Origin of the sequence: Legionella israelensis (assembly GCF_004571175.1) — a bacterium.
GTDB lineage: Bacteria > Pseudomonadota > Gammaproteobacteria > Legionellales > Legionellaceae > Legionella_D > Legionella_D israelensis.
In genome coordinates this window covers 2,169,216-2,191,245 of the sequence record NZ_CP038273.1, presented here as the reverse complement: position 1 = coordinate 2,191,245, position 22,030 = coordinate 2,169,216, and the positions used below count along the sequence as shown (strand labels likewise).

Genomic DNA, 22,030 nt, shown 5'->3' with positions numbered 1-22,030 from the left:
TACGGCCGTTGCTGATGAGGCTGAGCAGGTATTTCCGAATTGCCGACGAAAGTCGGCATCCACTGTTCCTTTTGATGGCTAAAATCGCTGCTCATACCTCAAGTACCGCAGACAAAAGTTGCTGCGTGTAGGCATGCTTGGGTTTATGTAATACTTCCTCACAAGACCCTGTTTCAATAATCTTCCCCTCTCTCATGACCATGACATCATCAGCAATGTAGGCAACCACTCCCATATTGTGAGTTATAAACAAATAGGATAATCCCGTTTCCTGCTGAACCTCCTTTAATAAATTCAAGATTTGTGCCTGAACTGAAACGTCAAGTGCGCTGGTTGGCTCATCACAAATGAGTATCTCAGGTTCCATAGCCAACGCACGGGCAATACAAATTCTCTGACGCTGCCCTCCAGAAAACTGGTGTGGATAACGAGACAGACCGGTTACCGACAAGCCCACCTGCTCTAACAATTGCCGCTGTTTTGATATCATTCGTTTTTTAGATACTCCCTGTGCTTTCATTCCTTCGGCTAAAATTTCACCAATGGTCATACGGGGGTTCATGGCTGAAAAGGGATCCTGAAAAATAATCTGTACTTTTTTTCGGTAATCATTTAAAAAACGCCCACGCAAACCAAGAGCATTTTTTTTCTGGTAGAGCACTTGACCGGCGGTTGCTGGCACTAACTGGAGTAAAGCACGGCTAATGGTTGTTTTTCCACAACCCGACTCGCCGACCAGTGCCAGCGTTTGTCCCTTATATAACTGAAAAGAAACATCGTCAACAGCTTTAATGATGTCCTTTTTAAACGGAAAGCCTCCATGGCGCTGCTTAAAATAGACGGATAAATGTTCTACAGATAATAACGCTTTTTCCGGAGTACTTCTCTCAATCCACTGCTTGGATTCTTTTTTCTGCAATGTAGGTAAGCTCGAATGCTCAGGATACAAATGACAGCGCACCGTTCTTCCGGCAAAGGTCTGCAGCTCAGGCTCAACTTGTTGACAACGCTGAAAAACATAATCACAGCGGGGATGAAAACGACAACCGCTCGGCATATGATCCAATGCCGGCACCGTACCGGAAATCACTGAGAGGTGCTGGTTTCGCAAGTCAAAAGAAGGTACGGAGGCCAACAATTGCTGTACATAAGGATGCCTGGCTTCGGTAAAAAATGAGGACACATCGGCCTGTTCCACCACTTCTCCGGCATACATTACGCATACCTGATCAGCAACGGCTTTCACCACACCGAGATCATGGGTAATTAACAACAAACTCATCTGATATCTTTTCTGTAATTTTTTCAGCAAGGCAAGAATCTGCGCTTGGACAGTCACATCAAGTGCTGTAGTGGGCTCATCAGCGATCAGAATTTGTGGGTTACAGGCCAGTGCCATGGCAATGACCACTCGCTGTTTCTGTCCACCTGATAGCTGATGCGGGTATTGATGAACTCTTAAATGAGGTTGCGGCATATCCACTTCTTTTAGTAAGGCAATCATACTCTCTTTAAGTGCAGAGCGTGTCATTTTTTCTTGTCTCAATAAAATTTCCGATAATTGCTGACCAATGGTCAAGACCGGATTCAAAGCAGTCATCGGTTCCTGAAAAATCATAGCCAGTTTACATCCCCGCAATTGCTGCATTATTTGCTCAGGAAGATTAAGCAGATCATCATTATCCACAAAGACTTTGCTTAAAGAGCCATAGACCGCATTTTCCGGTAATAAACGCATGATAGCGAGTGACGTCAATGACTTGCCGCAGCCTGACTCTCCAAGTAATGCCAATGTTTCACCCGCTCTCAGCTGAAAGCTCACGTTTTTAACCGCTGTTATCATTGCATTCCGCTCTTGAAAAGCAATTGATAACTGTTTGATTTCAGCAATATTTTCCATAAATATTATTTTGTAATGCTCACTTTAGTTGCTGGACTTTAGCCATTTTTTAGATCGAATCCCCGCTACTTGATAGCGAGGTCCAAATAAAGCTCCATATTACCGCGGTCGTTCGTGGGGTTAGAGATTTTTAATTTATTGCTTTTCTTTATTAAAAAAATGGCTACAGCCCAGTTTAGCAAGAGTATAAATTTATGTGCAACAGAAAGATGGCGTCTAAAGAACAGACATGTCAACAGCACCTGATTCTATGTTAAAATAATGTTTTTATCTGAGAAAAAAACATGTCTGAACAATATACCGCCGAAGCCATTGAAGTGCTAAGTGGTCTGGAGCCGGTACAAAGGCGACCAGGAATGTATACCGATACAGCCAGACCGAACCATCTGGCCCAGGAAGTGATTGATAACAGTGTTGATGAAGTCATTGCCGGCTTTGCATCAAAAATAATCGCCACTCTTCATGAGGATGGCTCTGTAGAAATCGAAGATAATGGGCGCGGTATGCCCGTGGATTTGCACCCTCAATTAGGTTTAAGCGGTGTAGAAGTCATTATGACCCGTCTTCATGCCGGAGGCAAATTCTCAGATAAAAACTACCAATTTTCCGGAGGGCTGCATGGAGTCGGGGTGTCGGTGGTCAATGCTCTTTCTGAACGGCTTGAGGTAACCATCAAACGTGGCGGCATCATTTATCAAATGAGCTTCAGCAATGGCGATAAACTCACTGAACTCAATGAAACAGGCGTAACCCGTAAAAGAGACTCCGGCACCATTATTCGTTTCTGGCCAAACGCAAAATATTTCGATACAACCCGTCTCTCCATTAAGCAGTTAATTCATGTGTTAAGGGCAAAAGCCGTCTTGTGTCCGGGTTTATCCATGACCTTCGTTAATAAAATTAACAATGAAAAACTGGAATGGTGTTATGAATACGGTATTGCCGATTATCTTAAACAATCATTAAGTGATGATTATTTGCCGGATGAGCCATTTACAGGCCAGTTTAATGAGAGGGATGCCGCCGTGGACTGGGCTTTAGTCTGGTCGACACAACCTAACAGTAGTCTTAATGAAAGCTATGTGAATCTGATTCCAACACCTCAGGGCGGAACCCATGTTAACGGATTGCGTTCAGGCCTGTTTGATGCACTTTCTGCCTTTTGTGAACTAAGAAACCTACTACCACGTGGCGTCAAGCTAACAGCGGATGATCTTTGGGAGCCCTGCCAATATGTGCTTTCAGTAAAAATGAAAGAACCTCAATTTGCCGGACAAACCAAGGAACGTTTAAGTTCCCGCCAAACAGCTGTCTTTGTCAGTAATATTGTGAAAGATGCTTTTGCCCTATGGTTAAATCAGCATCACAATCAAGGTGAAGCATTGGCTGCGTTAGCAATTGAGCGTGCACAGAAGCGTTTAAAACAGGCCAAGCAAATCGCTCGTAAAAGAGTAAGTCAAGGTCCTGCCTTACCGGGTAAGTTGGCTGATTGTCTGCACCAGGACTTAGCTCAAACTGAGCTTTTTCTGGTCGAGGGCGATTCTGCTGGAGGCTCAGCGAAGCAAGCACGAAATAAAGATTTTCAGGCCATCATGCCTTTACGAGGTAAGATCCTCAATGCCTGGGAAATTGATTCCTCACAAATTCTTGCCTCTCAGGAAATTCATGATATTTCCGTAGCAATTGGCGTTGATCCTGGATCTGAGGATATAAGTGGGCTTCGTTATGGTAAAATATGTATCCTTGCCGATGCCGACTCCGATGGTGCTCACATTGCCACATTAATCTGCGCCTTATTTTTAAGGCATTTCAAGCCATTAATCAAGGCAGGACACGTTTATGTTGCCATGCCTCCTTTATACCGAATCGATGCAGGCAAAGAAGTCCATTATGCACTCGATGAAATAGAGAAAGATCAGGTTATCAATAGACTATCCAAAAACAGTCGAACCCGAATGAATGTACAGCGTTTTAAAGGTCTGGGAGAAATGAATCCAATGCAATTACGGGAAACAACCATGGATCCTGACACGCGACGCTTGGTTCAATTAACTCTCGATGACGAAATATCCAGCATGTCCATCATGGACATGCTGCTATCGAAAAAGCGCGCAGCGGACAGGAAAAGCTGGCTGGAGAAGAAAGGTAATCTGGCAGATATCCTGAATTACTCATGAGTGAATAATCCTTGTATTGACGGTGGCACAAACAACAGCTCAGCTTGCGAGACTCTTTACCATTTTAATAACGGTATTAAATTAGAGTAGTCATCGGTCCATAAATAGGTAGAGTTGTCAGCGACAAACCGCCAGCCAAAACGATTGATAAGTTGAAACGCCAAAGGCTCATTTAAAGTAAGAAGCACCCATTGAGAATCAAATTGTCCTAATCGCTTGTCTCCTTTATGGACAAGCTCTAACACAATCAAATCGTTCGCTCTACCGCTTGCAGTCAATACCGGCAATAATTCTAGATGGCGATTGCTGATGTTCACTAAAATGGCACCGTCTTCTGTCATTTTTTGGCGATATAATGTAAACGCTTCTCTGGTGAGTAAATGCACCGGGATAGCATCCGAACTAAAGGCATCCACAACTATTAAATCCTGTGAATGATTTTTCATTTTCGCTAAAGCCAGACGGCCATCATCATTAATGAGTGTCTGCTCAGAAGGACAAAAACTTAAATAAGTAAAATAATTCGGATTTTTAGCAATATGAAGAACCTGAGAATCGATTTCAATCAAACTTAGCCGATCCGTATTACGGAACTGACACACGAGAATCCCAGCACCCAGTCCCATAATGGTCGTTTTCAGAACCTCATTCTGTTGTTTAAATACATCAATCACTGGTTCGACCGCACCATAATAAGCCAACGTACCTTTTAATGACTCAGGATTATTGAGCAGCTGAAAACCGTGTATCGTCGTCTGACTCATTAAAGCGTGCACATTTCCCTTGGCAATCACCTGCTTTATGCCATAAAAATTTCGCTGCTGTAAAAGCACGTCTGAATGTTTAAACCAGGGAACAAAAAGAAAAATAAATAAAATGGCAAAAGCAAGACTTATACTTCGTGCACTTTGCTGCCAGATGGTCGCTACTAATAGCGCAGCAATCTCACCGATGTGCCAACGCTTTAGTATCTGTAGGGAAGAAATACCAGCCAAATAATGGCTGAGCAATAAAATGATTAAGACGGTAAAAGGCATCCACCATTCTCGCTGAAAGCGCTTGATGGGAAGCACCAATAAACTTAAAACTATTAGCAAAGGATATTCATAAGGTTGACTGAATAAGCGAGGCGCCATTAAACCATTGAAGATCCCAGCAAGCACTCCTCCCAAAGCAATACAAAAATAAAACAGTGTCAATCCTTCGGGGCCAGGACGTCTTCGAATTAACTCTCCATGACAAAGCAATGCCAGCATAAAAAAACCGACAAGATTAAACAATACCATTTGCCAGGCTAAAATCTGACTTTCCCCGAAAATAAAACCTAAAACAGGAAAGATGAGAACAAAAACTGTATTACGAACAACCCACCGATGAGGTATCAAAGGACTTCTGGAGAAAGTCACAATAAAGGACAAAAGATATAAAGATAAAGGCAATACCCAAAAAAGAGGTGTGGGTGCAACATCAGTGGTAATATAAAAAGTGACTCCCAACATCAGGCTACAAGGAATAAAACTTAGAAAAATCCACCAACTGATGTCTGTGTAATGACTTTGCTTTTTTACTATACTTTCTCTTGGTTGATACTTCCAGCCCAGTAAAAGGCATGCCAAAAGCACTAAATAAACGACATATCCTGCCGTCCATAATTGAAATTGAGTCTTTAATCCGAGAAAACGTTCGATAAGCCAAGGATAACTTAATAAAGCAAGCAGACTTCCAATGTTACTGGCTACATACAAAAAATAAGGATCTGCTGCATGCTTTTCTTCAGTTCTGCTGTAAGCAAACTGCAGCAAAGGTGCTGAGGCACCGATGATTAATAACGGCAGTCCCAAATGATGAAACAATGACCATAAGATACCCCATTCCGGCATATGTAAGCTGGGGGTAGGTTGAAACATAACAGGAAGGGCAAAAAAGGTCAGCAAAGCCATTAAGCCATGCACAAAAGGCCAAATTCTGGCACGAGGCAAATGTGCTAATAACCAAGCATATCCATATGCTACCAACAATAATAGCTGGAAAAACAGCATACATATGATCCAGACTGCCGGAGTTCCGCCATACAAGGGTAACAATACCTTTGCAGCCATGGGCTGTATACAAAAAAGCAATACAGCACTTAAAAAAAGACTAACAGGAAATAAAATCCACATTTAAAGAAGATTCCGCAGCAATTTTAGTGACTTTAACATATACAGGGCTTTACAAAAACGCGGACATAAAAATTTTCAAGAAGGGAGCTTATTGGGGTATTCCCATTAAGGACACGCCTTTTATAAAAAAACCGATGTTGATCATCAGAATATTTTATTTTAGTTTCTGTGCTTTATCTACTATGATAATGAGAATTGAAACAATAAGGAGCTGGGAATGACCGATGTAATGAATAAATTGGCCGTAACACTTGCTGATACATATGCATTATATTTAAAGACGCAGAACTATCACTGGCATGTCAGAGGACCTCATTTCAAAGCCTTACACGAGCTCTTTGAAATGCAGTATAAGGAATTGGCTCAGGCTGTGGATGAGATTGCTGAACGGATGTTAATGTTGGGCCATAAGGCACCGGCTACTTTTAAGGAATTCGAAAAGTTGAAACGTATTCAAGATGGCAATTCCGATATTGATGCTAATCAAATGGTGACCGAGCTCGCTAAAGATCATAATCAGTTGGTTAAAGATTTGAATCAAGCCATGACCATTGCCCATGATAATGACGATGAGGGAACAGCAAATTTATTGGCTGACCGGATTTCTGCCCATGAAAAAGCCCATTGGATGCTAAATTCTTCTAAATCAAACGCCTAACGTTAGCTCAGAGAGATACTGGGCATCAACGTTTCACTCATATTTTTATTAAGCAATATTTTCCCGCTGCAAGTCAGTGGGAAGCAAAAATTTCAGTGTTTCAGCTTTAAGGATGAACCCATTGAATGGTTAATAAAAGGCATCTTTACCAAAAAGAACTATTAGCGGCCGTTTTACTTTGGTTTTCTTCTTCCTTGTTTTACATGCATCAGTATATGTACAGAGTCCTGCCAACGACATTGCGTCATAAGTTTATTAAAGAGTTTTCCCTGGAAATGACAGATGTCGCCCAATTAACTGTTTTTTTGTTTTACTCTTATTTGTTCCTGATATTGCTTTCTGGAGTCATTATTAGACGCTTTGGAAAAAGCAGGACGCTGATTACAGCGGTTTTTTGCAATCAATTGGCTATCATCATTATGATAAAAGCCGATCAATACTGGATGCTGGTTATTTCTGAAGTTCTTTTCGGTTTAAGCGGAGCTTTTTCTGCCAATATTGCCCTTTCTTATATAAAGGAAATGAATTTAAAACAACACACAGGATATCTTACCAGTATAACACTTTGCATGGGTTATTTTGGAGTTTTTTTAGGTGGTTGGCCTGTCAAAACTTTAAGTGATCTGTTTACCTGGCGAATTGCCATCATTTCATTTTCTTTAATAAATGTGATTATTTTTTGTATGCAAATATTAGGATACCGCTATAGTGTTAAGTCTTCTTCTGCAAAATGGATTAACCGACCAACCACTTTATTTACTCGGCCTACCGTGTCACCTTATAAATCATGGCTTACATGGAGTCAAAATTTATATGCATGTTTTCAATTTTTACCTGCAAGTTGCTTTGTTCTGGTTTGGTTAGGTCCATTTATGCATTTAGAATTAAAAGAGCATAAGGCTTATTCTATTTTTTCAACAAGCTGTGTTGTTTTAGGTATCGCTTTAGGATTATTACTTTTAGGTCATCTGCTGAACTTGAAACTGAATAAGAAAGGGTTGCAGATAATCAGCAGCTTGATTGGATTGATAGCCTCAACGTGCATTATTTATGCAGAGTTACTCCATGTTTGGATACTTTTTATTGTTTTATTTATTATGGGATTAGCCATGTCTGCTTACATGGTGGCCACCATTATTGTCCAGACTCATACGCCTACAACATATATTAGCCCGATTTTAGCCATTCATATTTTTTTTATAAATATTGGAGTAGGACTTACGCATTGACAAGAATCTGTTAAAATGCGTGCTTTTTGCAGGCAGGGAATGCTCCCAAAAACCAAGCCCTCAACAGCCCATTGTAACGAAGTAATTTATACCTCATATCTGTTAAGTGATCCGCGCTATCCCAGTTGTACGCGTTTATCTGAGGTGATGGGGTCGATATCACACGACAGTGTAAATCGATTTCTAGGACGAGAACGATATGAACCAAAGGACTTATTTGATGAAGAATCGGATAAAATAGAGTTAGCAGGCGGGATACTTAGCGTGGATGATTCTGTATTAGATAAACCCTACATGAACCCTAAAAAAGCTGAGTTGATAGGTAATTTCTGGTCTGGAAAGCATAAACGGGTTGTGAAAGGCGTTAACCTGATTACGCTTTTTTATACAGATGTGGCTGGGATTTCAGTGCCCGTTAACTATCGTCTTTACGATAAATCTGAAGGCAAAACGAAGAATGACTACTTTATAGAAATGCTGCATGAGGTACTGGCCTGGGGGCTAAAACCGGCCTGGGTAACAGGTGATAGTTGGTATGCGAGCATTACTAACATGAAAACGTTACGGAAATTAAGTTTGCAATTTATGTTTGGGGTTGAAAGTAACCGTACCGTATCAATCGAGCGAGGCCAGTACACCCAAGTACAAAAATTAGAGGACTGGCAAGGCGATGAGCAAACGGCTTATTTGAAAGATTACGGCATGGTGAAAGTGTATAGACAGATGTACAAAAAATCATATCGCTATTACATCATCAGCGTTCCTGACCTCGATAATTTACCAAACATTAAAAAACAAGACTTTGAAAGAGTTCATGCTGCTCATTGGTCTATTGAGCGTTACCATCGTGCTTTGAAGCAAGTGTGTCATATCGAGCATTTTCAGGTGCGTGGTTCTAATCAAATTAAAAATCATATTTTCTGCGCCATAAAAGGCTTTGTTCAGCTTGAGTTTATGCGGGTTAAAAACTTGATTTCTCATTGGTATGAGGTTCAGCGTGACCTGTTTCTTGCCAATATTCGTGGATTTATTCAAGGCGGCACAGGTCTTTTTAAAGCTGTCAATGCGTAAGTCCTATGGAGGAGTTCTGGCATTAAATTTTATTGATTTTCTACTCAATTTGGAATTGAATTTATATCATCTGGAAACATTAAAAGCCTACCATTATACCTTCATCATTATACCTATCAGTTTTCTTATGGCTTTCATCATCGCTTTGCTAATGCCTAAAAATCTTTAATAACGTTCAGTCATTTAGTGTTCTGGATCTCTATATGGGTTTAAATATGTACAATTCAAATTAAATATTCCACACGCTCCGTTATCCGATGAAAAGTCAAACCTCAGCATGAATATAATATTCCATTAACTTTTGTTAGAATCAACCTTTTGAAACTCATTACAAGAATGGTCCTTAAATGAATGAAAGATTGTATACGCTAAAGATCAGCCATTTAAATGAATTAAATACGGAGGAGACAAAACAAGCGATCTCTTCACTGGAAAGCGGTAAAGTCATTTACCTGCCCAATTATCCTTTTACCCGTCAGAAAGATGATGCACAATTATTATCAGACAAATTACTTGACGGCTCACATAAAAACATTAGCTTTGATTATTCCAGAAAAAAACTGGGGGCTTTTAATGCCCTGCCTGATGTGGCAAATTCAAAGGAAGCTCTGCAACAATTCATGCAGCGCTTTGCAGAATTTGCTAAAGAACTGGTTAATCAAGTATGCCCTCATTATAAGAATGCCTTAGTTTGGGGCAGAACAAGTTATCGTCCGGCTGAAATAAAAAATCGTCATCTTTCCAAACGTAAAGATGACACTCGCCTGCATGTAGATTCTTTTCCCGGCACACCTGTATACGGCCATCGAATTTTGCGTGTCTTTTCTAATATAAATCCAGTTGGAGAGTCACGTGTATGGAATCTTGGTGAACCGTTCAGTAACGTGCTTTCACGCTTTTCAAACCAGATACCAGCATTCAGTCCTTTACGCTCAAAATTTCTTTATCTTATTAAAGCCACGAAAAAACCTCGCTCTGCTTATGATCACTATATGATAAATATGCATGATCTCATGAAAAAAGATGACGAATATCAGCAAACGGTTCCAAAAAACCGTGTTGAATTTCCACCGGACAGCAGCTGGATTGTTTTTACGGATCATGTCTCACATGCTGCCTTGAGTGGTCAGTATGTCTTGGAACAAACCTTCTATCTGCCTGTAGAAGCAATGGTTGATCCAGAACAGTCCCCCTTGAGACACTGGGAAAAAATCAAAGCATCTAAACTAAAATAGCGCAAGTCTCAACTTTAACCATTTTTAGTAAAAAAGTAATAGATTAAAAACCTCTAACCCCATGAATTAGCTCAGTATCCACGCGAAGCTCTATTTGGACCCCGCTATCAAGTAGCGGGGATGCGGGTTATAAAAAATAACTTTGGAAAAATACAAGCTCGAATTACCGCCGCATCGACCGTGGTATCAATAGCTAAGTCCAGATGAGTGTTCGACATATTAAAAAAACCCGCCTAATGGCGGGTTTTTAAATGGATGAAAGAAATGGAGGATGATTACATCATACCCATGCCGCCCATTCCTCCCATGCCGCCCATGCCGCCTACATCACCGGCAGAGGCTTCTTCTTTTTTCGGTAATTCAGCAACCATGCATTCTGTGGTTAACATTAGACTGGCCACAGAAGCAGCATTTTGCAGTGCTGTACGAGTAACTTTGGTTGGGTCAAGAATACCTAATTCAACCATGTCACCATATTCACCTGTTGCTGCGTTGAAGCCAAAGTTTCCTTTACCTTCAGCCACTTTATTTACAATAACGGATGATTCATAACCGGCATTAGCCACGATCTGACGAAGTGGAGACTCAATCGCACGACGCAGAATGCTGATGCCCATATCTTGATCATGGTTATCGCCTTTCAAGCCATCCAAAGCTTTTTGAGCACGGATTAAAGCAACACCACCACCGGCAACGATACCTTCTTCAACGGCAGCACGAGTAGCGTGTAATGCATCTTCAACACGAGCTTTCTTTTCTTTCATTTCTACTTCGGTTGCAGCGCCAACTTTAATGACGGCAACGCCACCAGCCAATTTGGCAACGCGCTCTTGCAACTTTTCGCGATCATAATCAGAAGAGGTTTCTTCCATTTGAGCACGAATTTGATCAATGCGCGCATTGATGTCTGTTGCCTTGCCTTCGCCATCGATGATGGTTGTGTTTTCTTTGGTGATGACTGCACGCTTGGAAGAACCAAGATCTTCAAGAGTAGCATTCTCAAGGCTCTTACCGATTTCTTCAGAGATAACCTGACCATTGGTAAGAATAGCGATATCCTGCAGCATGGCTTTACGACGGTCACCAAAGCCAGGGGCTTTAACAGCGCAGACCTTAACAATACCACGCATATTATTGACCACCAGCGTAGCCAGTGCTTCACCTTCAACATCTTCAGCAATGATCAATAAAGGACGGCCTGATTTTGCGACGTTTTCCAGTATGGATAACATTTCACGAATGTTGGATATTTTTTTATCAACCAGCAAAATGAATGGATTTTCAAGTTCCGTACTCATGTTTTGTTGGTTGTTAATAAAGTATGGAGAAATATAACCGCGATCAAACTGCATACCTTCAACCACAGCTAATTCATTTTCCAGGCTGTTTCCATCTTCAACGGTGATTACGCCTTCTTTGCCCACTTTAGCCATTGCTTCAGCAATGATGGCGCCGATAGCTTCATCAGAATTAGCAGAAATGGTACCGACTTGGGCAATTGCCTTTCCGTCTTTGCAAGGCTTAGACATTTCCTGTAATTTCTTGGTCACTTCCAGTACAGCTTTATCAATACCACGCTTCAGGTCCATTGGATTCATACCGGCAGCAACAGCTTTGTGACCTTCTACCAATATGGATCGAGCCAGAACAGTAGCGGTTGTGGTGCCGTCACCAGCTGCATCAGATGTCTTGGAAGCCACTTCTTTAACCATCTGAGCGCCCATGTTTTTAAAGCGCTGTTCAAATTCAACTTCTTTGGCAACAGAAACACCATCTTTGGTTACTGTAGGTGCACCAAATGATTTTTCCAAAACAACATTACGGCCACGTGGACCCATCGTTACTCTAACGGCATCTGCTAATTCATTTACACCGGCAATCATTTGCTGGCGAGCATCATCGCCAAATCTTAATTCTTTAGCCATTGTTTTTTCTCCTTCAATAGGTTCATTACTTCTCAATTATGCCCATAATATCATCTTCGCGCATGACAACCAGTTCCTGACCGTCAAATTTGACTTCTGTACCTGAATATTTGCCAAACAATACGATGTCACCCACTTTCACTGCCAAAGCGCGCACGTCGCCGTTGTCCAGTACCTTGCCTTCGCCCACAGCAATAATTTCACCGCGCATGGGTTTTTCTGCGGCGCTGTCCGGAATAACAATGCCACCAGCTGTGGTACGCTCTTCTTCCATACGACGAACAACGACTCGATCGTGTAAAGGACGGATTTTCATACTTTATCTCCTGATTTGGTTAATCACCTTTAAATTTCAGAGTAACCTCTGACTCTATAGTAAAACCCATCAAAACATGATGTATTTTACTGATGACTGCCATATGGGGATAACTCATCGACTTTCAAGGGGGAGAATGAAAATATTTTTGGTTTTTTTTCATCCAGCCCATAAAATGTTTTACAATAGGATGAAGTATCTGAGTATAAAGGTTGAAGTATGCTACGATGGTTATGGTTAGCTGTATGTTGTTGTGTTTCTCTCACAGTATACAGCAATACGCCGGCCCCTGCCGCAGAAGTTTTTCAAGTCGAAACAAAAACGGTTGATCCTAATACTTTTCTCGTTAACTGGCAGATTAAGCCAGGATATTTTCTCTATGCAAATCGCATTAAACTGACGGAACCGTTGGACAATAATGCTCAACTGAACATTATTCAATTTCCCAAAGCAGAGAAAAAAACAGACCGCCAAGGTAAAACATTCTCCATTTATCGTAATGAACTGAGCTTGCCCGTTGCCGTTCTGGGTACTCAACCGGGGGAAGCTGTGGTCAGCCTTCATTATCAAGGTTGTGCTGAGGATGGTTTTTGTTACCCTCCTGAGAAAAGACAGATCAAGTTAACCATTAATGAGAACAAGGAGTTGGTTTCGGCCAGTCTGGAACCTCTTCCTGCCGCAGACAAAACCATTATAGCAGAGCAGCAAACCCGAGAAGCAATCAGCAAGGAAGAAGCTGTATTCGCTCATAATTGGCCATTTATCATTCTTAGTTTTTTTGGCTTTGGTCTCCTTCTTGCCTTTACGCCCTGTGTATTACCCATGGTGCCCGTCTTATCAGGCATCATTGTGGGGCATGGGGAAAATATGACGACAGGCAAGGCTTTTTTTCTTTCCCTAAGCTATGTATTAAGCATGGCCGTTACTTATGCCATCGTTGGAGCAGTGGTGGCTTTATTGGGGAGTAATCTACAGGTTATTATGCAATCTGCATGGTCTATTACCGCTTTCAGTCTTCTTTTCATTTTACTCTCTCTTTCAATGTTCGGCTTTTATGAGCTTCGCTTACCTGCCTCGTGGCAAGCCAAGCTGGCCAGTGTCAGCCGTAATCAAACCAGCGGTCATTATTTGGGAGCAGCTGTCATGGGCTGCCTGTCAACGCTTATCCTCTCGCCTTGCGTCACTGCGCCATTGATTGGTGCATTAAGTTATATTGCCCATAGTGGTAATTTAATATTAGGTAGTCTGGCCTTGTTTTTTCTTGGTTTAGGGATGGGAACACCTTTATTGCTTCTCGGCACTTCGGCCGGCAAATTATTACCTAAAGCAGGTCCTTGGATGAACGCTGTCAAGTCTTTTTTTGGTTTTTTATTATTGGCCATGGCTATTTACCTTATTCAACGCCTTCTTCCTGCCTTTGTTGTTATGATTTTATGGGCTGCTTTATTAATCTTTGCCGGCATTTACAGTGGCGCTTTAACCACGCAAGCTTCCAACAAATTTAGCCAGGGAATCGGAGTCATTTTATTCGTCTATGGATTGTTAATCTTGATTGGTGCCAGCATGGGAAGCCATAATCCTGTTCAACCCTTGCAACCTGTAATGACTCAAGGATTTCTGGTTCCAGCAGAAGCCAATATCAAAAAACCGGTCACAACCATAGCAGAAACCAAGCAAGCCATTGAACAGGCTCAGGGAAAACCCGTATTGGTGGATTTTTATGCCGATTGGTGCAATTCATGCAAGGTTATGGAGGCGACGACATTTAAAGATCCTTCAGTGATAAAAGCGCTTAAGAATTTCGTTATTCTTAAAGCAGACGTGACAGCAAACAACAGGGAAGAAAAAGCTTTATTGGAACATTATAATGTCGTTGCACCACCTACGTTTCTGTTTTTTGACAAAGAGGGAAATGAAATCAAACCATTGAGAACGGTGGGTGAGATAGAGGCAGAATCCTTTCTTAAGAAAATTAAAGCCTATCATCAATTAACGGCAAAAGAATCTTAAAATTATCAAGCAGTATGTCTCTGCCGAATTGTTTTGGCGAACGGCTGGAATTCCCTAAGACGATAGACAACATCCTATCAATAGCGTTATACTCCGACCATTTTTTTTACAATTAAAGATTATGACGCATAAGGTTGGTTTTGTTAGCCTCGGCTGCCCTAAGGCTCTTGTGGATTCGGAACGAATCATTACTCAACTTAAAGCCCAGGGATATGATTTGGTCTCCACTTATAAAGATGCCGGTGTCGTGGTAGTGAATACCTGTGGTTTTATCGACGCCGCGGTGACGGAATCTTTGGAAACCATTCAGGAAGCCATGGCCGAAAATGGACGTGTTATTGTTACAGGCTGTCTGGGAGCTAAAGCCGATATCATTCGTGAGGCTTGCCCCGATGTGCTTCACATCAGTGGCGCTCACGCCTATGAAGAAGTGGTTCAGGCCGTTCATCAACACCTGCCTCCCCCTGCCGATCCCTTTACTCAACTGATACCGCCTCAGGGAATAAAGCTGACACCACGCCATTATGCCTATTTAAAAATTTCCGAAGGATGTAATCAAAAATGCACATTCTGCATCATCCCGACCATGCGAGGGAAATTACAAAGTTACCCCATCACCCAGGTGTTAACTGAAGCAAAACGCTTAAAAAATGCTGGTGTTAAGGAACTTTTGGTCATATCACAAGATACCAGCGCCTATGGTATCGATACCCGTTATCAGCAAACGGAATGGCACAACAAAGCCATACAAACTCGCTTCTATGATCTATGTGAAGCCCTGGGTGAATTAGGTCTATGGGTACGACTTCACTATGTTTATCCTTACCCTCATGTTGATGATATTATCCCTTTAATGCAAAAAGGCTTAATTCTACCCTATCTTGATATTCCTTTGCAGCATGCCAATCAGCGAATACTGAAAGCCATGAAGCGGCCCGCTAACAGTGAAAACACCCTTTCCCGCATCAAATTATGGCGTGATATCTGCCCGGATATCAGCTTACGCTCGACCTTTATTGTGGGATTCCCAGGAGAAACAGAAAAAGAATTTGAGGAATTACTGGAATTTTTGCAAACAGCACAGTTGGACAGAGTAGGTTGTTTCCAATATTCGCCTGTAAATGGCGCTAAAGCCAACGATTTGCCCAATCCAGTACCGACTGAAATTAAGGAAGAACGTTATCAGCGTTTTATGGAATTGCAAGCAGACATCAGCCGGCAGAAACTACAAGCAAAAATTGGCACTCAGCAAACCGTTATTGTCGATAAAGTGCTTAAAGAAGAAATCATTGCACGCAGTAAAGCCGATGCTCCGGAAATTGATGGCTTAGTCTATTTGCCGGCAAGGGAAGATATACAGGTAGGTTCCCTGGTCAACGTAACCATCGTTGACAGCGATGATTACGATTTATTTGGGGAATTTATATAATGGCTAACTGCTCAGCCTCACTCATTAGTAAGGCAGTATTCGGCTCATCCTGAGCTTAAATTCAACCATTCGCCAGATTTAACAGCCCTTTTGAGTTGTTACTATAAAATTGATGACACCGCGGCCAAGCCGCAGTGTCTCTGTAGCAGGATTGCCTTGAGCTTATATCTTAATGCTTCTTGGCACATAGCTCTTCAATTGCTGGGCAAATTGACTTAATACCTCCAAACCGGACTCTTCTGCCTGTCGGCACCAATGCTGCAAGGAATCCACCAGTTCTTTCTGGGAAGAAGCCGTTTTTAACCAGATGTTTTGCAAAGACTGTTTGAAATGATACACCAGTTTTAACTGCTCGCGACTTTTTAACAGCGTTTCAAGATGAGATTTTGCCGAGGGAGATAACAAGGCATCCGGACGTTTAAACAATCGCCCTGCCCGCTGAAACAGTTTTTTATCTGAATGATTGGGGGCAAGATTTTGTTTTTCATGTTTCAAAATAGGTCGCACGACGTTCCGGTAATAATGTGACATCACGTGAAATCGATTGGAAATTACCGCCTTTACCGTCTCCAAATCGACATGGAATTTACCAGCATCTATAGCAAGCTTAGGCGGTAATTTTCTCACCTTGGCAAGCCGCAAAAATGACAAGCAGCGAATGTAGAACCAGCCCAGATCAAACTCCCACCACTTGATTGAAAATTTTGCAGAAGAGGCAAAAGTATGATGATTATTATGCAATTCTTCACCACCTATCCAAAAACCCCAGGGGAAAATATTGGTGGCAGCGTCAGGACATTCAAAATTACGATATCCCCAATAATGTCCAATACCATTGACAACGCCCGCCGCATGCAGAGGTATCCATAGCATTTGAATAGCCCAAATGCTAATGCCTGGCACACCAAACAATAACAAGTCCAGTAAAAGCATGATTAAAATGCCTTTAGAGGAATGGCGTTGATACAAATGCTTTTCGATCCGGTCATTGGGCGTTCCGTGAGAATATTTAGCGATCATTGCTTTATCTTTGCTGGCCTCACGATATAATTCCGCCCCCTGCCAAAATACCTTTTTAATACCCATGACCTTTGGACTGTGGGGGTCACCTTCCACATCAGTCGTGGCATGGTGTTTGCGATGAATAGCCACCCATTCCGCTGTTATCATACCCGTGGTAAGCCACAGCCAAAAACGAAAAAAATGACTGACAACAGGATGTAAATCCAATGCTCTGTGTGTTTGATGACGATGCAGATAAATGGTTACAGCAGCAATAGTAATTTGTGTCAACACTATTGTAGCAATCACATATCCCCAAAATGTCAAGTTTAATAATCCAAAAACCATAAATACCTCATTTTCAAATGATATAATTGTTATGATAACACATTTTTTACTAGGCTCTGCGATTCCTGCCACCATAAAAGCAAATAAAACCGATATCTTGCGAAGTTAAAAAAATAACTTGACTATTTATTAATCGCTAGATTCTGTGTACTTATCTTTTGTAGTTATCAAAAGATGAACTTCTATGGCACATTCAGATTGCATCCTTAAGCCTAGTCAACGATAATTATAATAAACCTGTTGCTTTGGAAGAAGTATGAAAAATCAATTGCAAAAAATTGTCGATCAAATCGTTCCTTTTTTAGTACTAGGGATCAGCATTGCTTTAATCATTGCAGTGCTTATTATGCTTTCATATGTGGTCATATGGGGAATTATTATTGGTGCAGTGCTTTGGCTTATATTCTGGATAAAAAATTTTTTTTTCCCTCCAGCCAGTACAAAAAAACAATCCAAAGGACGAATCATAGAGCATGATAAACATAAATAGCCATGCCTGAATTACCTGAAGTCGAAACCACCAAACAAGGCATAAGGCCTTTTCTGGTCAATCAAACCATTAAAGCCATCATTGTCCGCCAGCCAAAGTTAAGATACCCCGTATCTGCCGATATTGAACAATGCATCAATCAGTCTCTTCTTGAGGTCAGCAGAAGAGGCAAATATCTTCTTTTGCACCTTTCCAAAGGTACTCTGCTGATTCATCTCGGAATGTCCGGGCATCTCAGGATTTTGACTTCAAAGCTTGCTGCAGGCAAGCATGATCATATTGATTTAATCTTAAACAATGACCATGTTTTAAGATATTGTGACCCAAGACGCTTTGGTTTTTGGCTTTTTATTCCTGAAAATCCCTGCGAACATCCTTTTCTGAAAAATTTAGGGCCTGAGCCCTTATCGAAAACTTTTAATGGGAAGTATCTCTATAATGTTAGCCGTCATAAAAAAACAGCCATCAAGTCCTTACTGATGTCTAATGAAATGGTCGTTGGTATAGGTAATATATATGCTACTGAAAGCTTGTACCTGGCGGGCATTCACCCTCAAATAGCGGCCGAAAAATTAACGATGCAAGACTCTCATCATCTTGTTGCCTGCATCAAAAAGGTATTGAGACAAGCAGTCAATGCCGGCGGAACTACATTAAAAGATTTCTATGGAATTTCCGGCAAACCCGGTTATTTTGCTCAATCCTTACTCGTTTATGGGCGTAAAAATCAGCCTTGCATTAAGTGTAATAATTTAATAGCAAGCATTAAAATTAATGGCAGAAATTCAGCCTATTGTCCTTTCTGTCAAATCCCCTAGATTCTTTATGCCCCAGGTTCGCAGTTTTATAGACTTGATACTATAAAAGTCAAACAACATACAGTATCATGGCACCATGTTTTTTTTCTATATTGCCCATGAGAATAAGTCGATTACGAACCGCGTGGATTATTTTCCTTTCCGGATTTTATACAGCCTACGCTTGCTCGCGCGCAATAATAAAAAGCCTTTTTGGCAAACCAAGCCGCGCCTGGGTGGATCAGGTTATTGACCAGTGGATTAACCGTTTATTAAATCTGATTGGTGTTAAATGTAAGGTATTTAATCCTCACAACGTGGAACCTCAGCCCGGTGAGGCTACGATCATCATGTGTAATCATTCCAGTCTTTACGATATTCCAATCAGTTATAAAACTTTTCCAGACCACTCCATTCGTATGCTGGCTAAAAAGGAATTATCCAATATTCTGCTGTTGGGGCGCGCCATGAAAATTGCCGAATTTCCATTTGTTGATCGAAAAAACCGCCATCAGGCCATTAAAGATTTGGCTTACATGAAAAAACTGATGGAAAGCGGTATTGTGATGTGGATTGCTCCGGAAGGTACACGTTCAAAAGACGGTAAAGTGGCGAAATTCAAAAAAGGCGGTTTTATCACCGCAATAGAGGCAAAAGCAACCATTATCCCTATAGGTATTCGTGGTGCTTTTGATATCCTGCCTGCGCGAACTTATCGTTTTAACATTAACCGAACAGCAGAAATTCATATTGGAAAGCCAATTAATACCTCAGAATACTCTATGGAAAATAAAGAAAAACTGATCAGTAAAGTTCATAAAGAAATTCGAACTTTAGCTGGTGAAAAAAAAAATTCCTCTGAAGAATAAATTAGAATGCGCTCGAAAATACCGGTTAATAATTAACCCCATATCCTTCCATGCGACTCGTCACTGCTACGGCAAGCCCTATATGCCTCGGATCAGAAGCTGCTGTAAGCAGATGATTTTTCTTGTCCCAGGTAATGGCTTGCATATCACCATAATATTGAAATAAAGGCACCAACTTATAACCCATGTTTTTCAATTCGTTTTGCAAAGAGCTGGGAAATGTATCAGGCTCAAACTGTAACCAGTCAGGCAAATATTGATGATGAAAGCGCATTGCTGAAACCATCGAAATGGCGCCATGATCTTTGTGAAACTGCAATGTTCCTAAAAGCATCATGGTGGGTATTCTGCTTCCGCCCGGCGTACCAAAGATGGCTAAGCGCCCAGGCATTTCGAGAAATGTAGGTGTCATGCTGGATACGGGTCGTTTACCTGGAGCAATACTATTTGCTGCATTGCCTACAAGGCCAAACACATTTTTTACTCCAGTCTTTGAAGAAAAATCATCCATTTCATCGTTCAGCAAAACCCCTGTTCCTTCAGCAATGACGCCGGAGCCGAAAATATAATTCACTGTCAAAGTTGCAGCAACAAGATTTCCTTCTGCATCGATCACTGAGATATGTGTTGTATTTCCCCTCATATTTTTTTCTCGAACAGCATTGGGTAATAACTGACTTGCCGTCGCCTTATCGGGTTGAATAAAAGTTGTCAGCCATTGAGCATTTTTCTCTGATAAAAGTCTGTCCAGTGGAATATTAACAAAATCAGGATCACCTAAATATTGAAAGCGCTGCCAATAGGCAAGGCGCATGGCTTCAACCAAATGATGTACCCATTGTGCCTTCGAAAAAGACTGCAAGGGGTAATTTGTCAAAATATTAAGCATAACCAATAATGAAACACCGCCGGCAGAGGGTGGTGGAGCCGTGATAATCCGCATGTTTTGATAAACACCCTGCAAGGGCTTGCGTATTTTAACCTGGTAGTTTTTCAGATCTTTTAATGCCCAGACTCCTCCTTCCTGGTTAATACCTTTGACCAGTTTTTCTGCAACAATGCCTTCATAAAAACCCGCATGACCCTTTTTAGCAAATGTCCTTAAAGTTTTTGCCAGATCAGATTGTATCAATCGTTCTCCAGGCTGATAGGGGTTGCCATGATTTAAAAATATTTTTCCCGTTGCAGGATAGCGTCTAAGCTGCTTTAACCTGTCTCTCATGGTGCTGAATGACCAAAACTGATGATCAACAATGAATCCATCATCTGCCAGTTTAATTGCAGCTGCCAAAGATCGAGACAATGGAAAGCGCCCATAATGAGAAGCAATATAAGCCATTGCTGCAGGTTGGCCAGGAATAGCCGCAGCCAATCCACCATTAAGAGATAAATCTTTAATCACTTGTCCATCTTTTGCCAAAAACATATCTTTTTTAGCTGCAAGAGGCGCTACTTCTCTTCCGTCAATAAAAATATTTTTGTGAGTCCTCGCATCATGCAACAGCCAGAATCCCCCACCGCCGAGACCAGAATGATAAGGTGCCACAACACCCAAGACAGAGGCCACAGCAATTGCAGCATCAAAAGCATTACCGCCTTGTTTTAAAACGTCAAGCCCCGCCTGGGTTGCCAGAGGATGAGCACTGGCTACTGCATACCCTGGGGGAATATCATCGTATGATCCGGCAAACAGCCATTGAGAGAAAAGGATAAATGCGACATAACAAATACGTATAAGGTTCATGGGACTAGCGGACTTTTTCTTTTAAAGCTTGCACGACATTTTCAGGAACAAATTGTGATACATCTCCACCCAGTAAAGCAATTTCACGCACTAACGTCGAGGAGATAAACATTAAATCTTCTGAGGGAGTCAAAAAGATGGTCTCAATATGGCGAGACAGCTTACGGTTCATACCCGCTAATTGAAATTCATACTCAAAATCGGAAACAGCTCGCAGACCACGTAATATAATGCTTGCCTTCTGCTGTTTTACAAAATCAATAAGCAGACAATCAAATCCCACCACAACGACAGATGTCAGTTCTTTAAGCGATTCCTCAACCAGTCTTATTCGCGTTTGTAAAGGGAAAAAGGGTTGTTTAGCCCGATTACTTGCCACTCCAATCACCATCTCGGGAAAAAGTTTTGCTGCACGCTTGATGATATCAATATGACCGTTAGTTACCGGGTCAAAAGTGCCTGGATAAATTACTTTTTGTTTCATATCATTAACGGATAAATATTTGTAAAAACAGTCTAGCGTATTGTATTAAGAAAAACTATATTATCTTACTAAAGGTAATTTCCATTTAGTTCTGATAAGCTGTTTTAAAATGCTGCGGTTTTTCAGGCATCCATCTTTTGTCATCTAAAAATGGCGATAGCAAAAGATAAAAAGAAAATTCGTT

18 protein-coding genes are annotated in these 22,030 nt (G+C 41.3%); 11 read left to right on the top strand and 7 right to left on the bottom strand.

Annotated elements, in window-relative coordinates:
• Positions 1-91 precede the first annotated feature (91 nt).
• Complete coding sequence (locus E4T55_RS09960; RefSeq protein ID WP_058501557.1) at positions 92-1,900, bottom strand: ABC transporter ATP-binding protein; 1,809 nt, start codon at positions 1,898-1,900, stop codon at positions 92-94.
• A 284-nt stretch (positions 1,901-2,184) separates the two neighbouring features.
• On the opposite strand from E4T55_RS09960, the gene parE reads away from it, so the two are divergent.
• A complete protein-coding gene (gene parE / locus E4T55_RS09955) occupies positions 2,185-4,077 on the top strand; it encodes a DNA topoisomerase IV subunit B (protein ID WP_058501558.1) in 1,893 nt (630 codons plus the stop codon).
• 56 nt (positions 4,078-4,133) lie between these two features.
• Here the strand turns inward: parE and E4T55_RS09950 are convergent, their stop codons facing one another.
• A complete protein-coding gene (locus E4T55_RS09950; RefSeq protein ID WP_058501559.1) occupies positions 4,134-6,239 on the bottom strand; it encodes a spermidine synthase in 2,106 nt (701 codons plus the stop codon).
• A gap of 217 nt (positions 6,240-6,456) precedes the next feature.
• On the opposite strand from E4T55_RS09950, the gene E4T55_RS09945 reads away from it, so the two are divergent.
• The 5 genes from E4T55_RS09945 (at position 6,457) to kdoO (ending at position 10,432) form a co-directional block, all read left to right on the top strand.
• Positions 6,457-6,897 (top strand): Dps family protein, encoded by a 441-nt coding sequence (locus tag E4T55_RS09945; RefSeq protein ID WP_058501561.1) that lies wholly within the window; start codon positions 6,457-6,459, stop codon positions 6,895-6,897.
• Between the two features lie 125 nt (positions 6,898-7,022).
• Positions 7,023-8,126, top strand: a complete 1,104-nt coding sequence (locus E4T55_RS09940; RefSeq protein WP_058501562.1) for an MFS transporter — start codon at positions 7,023-7,025, stop codon at positions 8,124-8,126.
• A 39-nt stretch (positions 8,127-8,165) separates the two neighbouring features.
• The gene (locus tag E4T55_RS09935) at positions 8,166-9,197 is read left to right on the top strand and encodes an IS701 family transposase (protein ID WP_058501601.1); all 1,032 of its coding nucleotides are present in this window, start codon (positions 8,166-8,168) and stop codon (positions 9,195-9,197) included.
• Positions 9,190-9,366 carry a hypothetical protein gene (locus E4T55_RS15225; protein WP_156411799.1) on the top strand — a complete coding sequence of 59 codons (177 nt, stop codon included), beginning with the start codon at positions 9,190-9,192 and terminating at the stop codon, positions 9,364-9,366. The genes E4T55_RS09935 and E4T55_RS15225 overlap by 8 nt, the downstream gene beginning before the upstream one ends.
• A gap of 178 nt (positions 9,367-9,544) precedes the next feature.
• Positions 9,545-10,432 carry a Kdo hydroxylase KdoO gene (kdoO, locus tag E4T55_RS09930; RefSeq protein ID WP_058501563.1) on the top strand — a complete coding sequence of 296 codons (888 nt, stop codon included), beginning with the start codon at positions 9,545-9,547 and terminating at the stop codon, positions 10,430-10,432.
• Positions 10,433-10,707: 275 nt separating this feature from the next.
• Here the strand turns inward: kdoO and groL are convergent, their stop codons facing one another.
• Both groL and groES read right to left on the bottom strand, forming a co-directional pair.
• Complete coding sequence (groL, locus tag E4T55_RS09925) at positions 10,708-12,357, bottom strand: chaperonin GroEL (RefSeq protein ID WP_058501564.1); 1,650 nt, start codon at positions 12,355-12,357, stop codon at positions 10,708-10,710.
• Positions 12,358-12,382: 25 nt separating this feature from the next.
• Positions 12,383-12,673 (bottom strand): co-chaperone GroES, encoded by a 291-nt coding sequence (gene groES / locus E4T55_RS09920; RefSeq protein ID WP_058501565.1) that lies wholly within the window; start codon positions 12,671-12,673, stop codon positions 12,383-12,385.
• A 219-nt stretch (positions 12,674-12,892) separates the two neighbouring features.
• Here groES and dsbD point away from each other — a divergent pair, with 219 nt between their 5' ends.
• Both dsbD and rimO read left to right on the top strand, forming a co-directional pair.
• Positions 12,893-14,683, top strand: coding sequence for a protein-disulfide reductase DsbD (dsbD, locus tag E4T55_RS09915; protein ID WP_058501566.1), 1,791 nt, complete (start codon positions 12,893-12,895; stop codon positions 14,681-14,683).
• A 121-nt stretch (positions 14,684-14,804) separates the two neighbouring features.
• Positions 14,805-16,112 carry a 30S ribosomal protein S12 methylthiotransferase RimO gene (rimO, locus tag E4T55_RS09910; RefSeq protein ID WP_058501567.1) on the top strand — a complete coding sequence of 436 codons (1,308 nt, stop codon included), beginning with the start codon at positions 14,805-14,807 and terminating at the stop codon, positions 16,110-16,112.
• 162 nt (positions 16,113-16,274) lie between these two features.
• On the opposite strand, the gene E4T55_RS09905 is transcribed toward rimO, so the two are convergent.
• Positions 16,275-17,462 (bottom strand): DesA family fatty acid desaturase, encoded by a 1,188-nt coding sequence (locus E4T55_RS09905; RefSeq protein WP_115325338.1) that lies wholly within the window; start codon positions 17,460-17,462, stop codon positions 16,275-16,277.
• A gap of 256 nt (positions 17,463-17,718) precedes the next feature.
• Between E4T55_RS09905 and E4T55_RS09900 the strand changes: the two genes are divergently transcribed.
• From E4T55_RS09900 to E4T55_RS09890, 3 genes are all read left to right on the top strand, one after another.
• Positions 17,719-17,952, top strand: coding sequence for a hypothetical protein (locus E4T55_RS09900; RefSeq protein WP_058501568.1), 234 nt, complete (start codon positions 17,719-17,721; stop codon positions 17,950-17,952).
• A 2-nt stretch (positions 17,953-17,954) separates the two neighbouring features.
• On the top strand, positions 17,955-18,770 hold the full coding sequence (gene mutM, locus E4T55_RS09895; RefSeq protein ID WP_058501569.1) for a bifunctional DNA-formamidopyrimidine glycosylase/DNA-(apurinic or apyrimidinic site) lyase: 816 nt from the start codon (positions 17,955-17,957) through the stop codon (positions 18,768-18,770).
• Positions 18,771-18,868: 98 nt separating this feature from the next.
• Positions 18,869-19,618, top strand: a complete 750-nt coding sequence (locus E4T55_RS09890) for a lysophospholipid acyltransferase family protein (protein WP_058501602.1) — start codon at positions 18,869-18,871, stop codon at positions 19,616-19,618.
• Between the two features lie 25 nt (positions 19,619-19,643).
• Here the strand turns inward: E4T55_RS09890 and ggt are convergent, their stop codons facing one another.
• Together ggt and coaD are read right to left on the bottom strand one after the other, a co-directional pair.
• Positions 19,644-21,362 (bottom strand): gamma-glutamyltransferase, encoded by a 1,719-nt coding sequence (ggt, locus tag E4T55_RS09885; protein ID WP_058501570.1) that lies wholly within the window; start codon positions 21,360-21,362, stop codon positions 19,644-19,646.
• A 4-nt stretch (positions 21,363-21,366) separates the two neighbouring features.
• Entirely contained in the window at positions 21,367-21,846 is a 480-nt protein-coding gene (gene coaD / locus E4T55_RS09880) for a pantetheine-phosphate adenylyltransferase (protein ID WP_058501571.1), read from the bottom strand.
• Between the last annotated feature and the right edge of the window lie 184 nt (positions 21,847-22,030).

Bases quoted from the DNA above. Each gene is read 5' to 3' on its own strand.
- E4T55_RS09905 (WP_115325338.1), bottom strand. From the start codon at position 17,462: ATGGTTTTTGGATTATTAAACTTGACATTTTGGGGATATGTGATTGCT.
- E4T55_RS09950 (WP_058501559.1), bottom strand. From the start codon at position 6,239: ATGTGGATTTTATTTCCTGTTAGTCTTTTTTTAAGTGCTGTATTGCTT.
- parE (WP_058501558.1), top strand. From the start codon at position 2,185: ATGTCTGAACAATATACCGCCGAAGCCATTGAAGTGCTAAGTGGTCTG.
- mutM (WP_058501569.1), top strand. From the start codon at position 17,955: ATGCCTGAATTACCTGAAGTCGAAACCACCAAACAAGGCATAAGGCCT.
- groES (WP_058501565.1), bottom strand. From the start codon at position 12,673: ATGAAAATCCGTCCTTTACACGATCGAGTCGTTGTTCGTCGTATGGAA.
- dsbD (WP_058501566.1), top strand. From the start codon at position 12,893: ATGCTACGATGGTTATGGTTAGCTGTATGTTGTTGTGTTTCTCTCACA.
- kdoO (WP_058501563.1), top strand. From the start codon at position 9,545: ATGAATGAAAGATTGTATACGCTAAAGATCAGCCATTTAAATGAATTA.
- ggt (WP_058501570.1), bottom strand. From the start codon at position 21,362: ATGAACCTTATACGTATTTGTTATGTCGCATTTATCCTTTTCTCTCAA.
- E4T55_RS09935 (WP_058501601.1), top strand. From the start codon at position 8,166: ATGCTCCCAAAAACCAAGCCCTCAACAGCCCATTGTAACGAAGTAATT.
- E4T55_RS09940 (WP_058501562.1), top strand. From the start codon at position 7,023: ATGGTTAATAAAAGGCATCTTTACCAAAAAGAACTATTAGCGGCCGTT.
- coaD (WP_058501571.1), bottom strand. From the start codon at position 21,846: ATGAAACAAAAAGTAATTTATCCAGGCACTTTTGACCCGGTAACTAAC.
- E4T55_RS09900 (WP_058501568.1), top strand. From the start codon at position 17,719: ATGAAAAATCAATTGCAAAAAATTGTCGATCAAATCGTTCCTTTTTTA.
- rimO (WP_058501567.1), top strand. From the start codon at position 14,805: ATGACGCATAAGGTTGGTTTTGTTAGCCTCGGCTGCCCTAAGGCTCTT.
- E4T55_RS09945 (WP_058501561.1), top strand. From the start codon at position 6,457: ATGACCGATGTAATGAATAAATTGGCCGTAACACTTGCTGATACATAT.
- E4T55_RS15225 (WP_156411799.1), top strand. From the start codon at position 9,190: ATGCGTAAGTCCTATGGAGGAGTTCTGGCATTAAATTTTATTGATTTT.
- E4T55_RS09960 (WP_058501557.1), bottom strand. From the start codon at position 1,900: ATGGAAAATATTGCTGAAATCAAACAGTTATCAATTGCTTTTCAAGAG.
- E4T55_RS09890 (WP_058501602.1), top strand. From the start codon at position 18,869: ATGAGAATAAGTCGATTACGAACCGCGTGGATTATTTTCCTTTCCGGA.
- groL (WP_058501564.1), bottom strand. From the start codon at position 12,357: ATGGCTAAAGAATTAAGATTTGGCGATGATGCTCGCCAGCAAATGATT.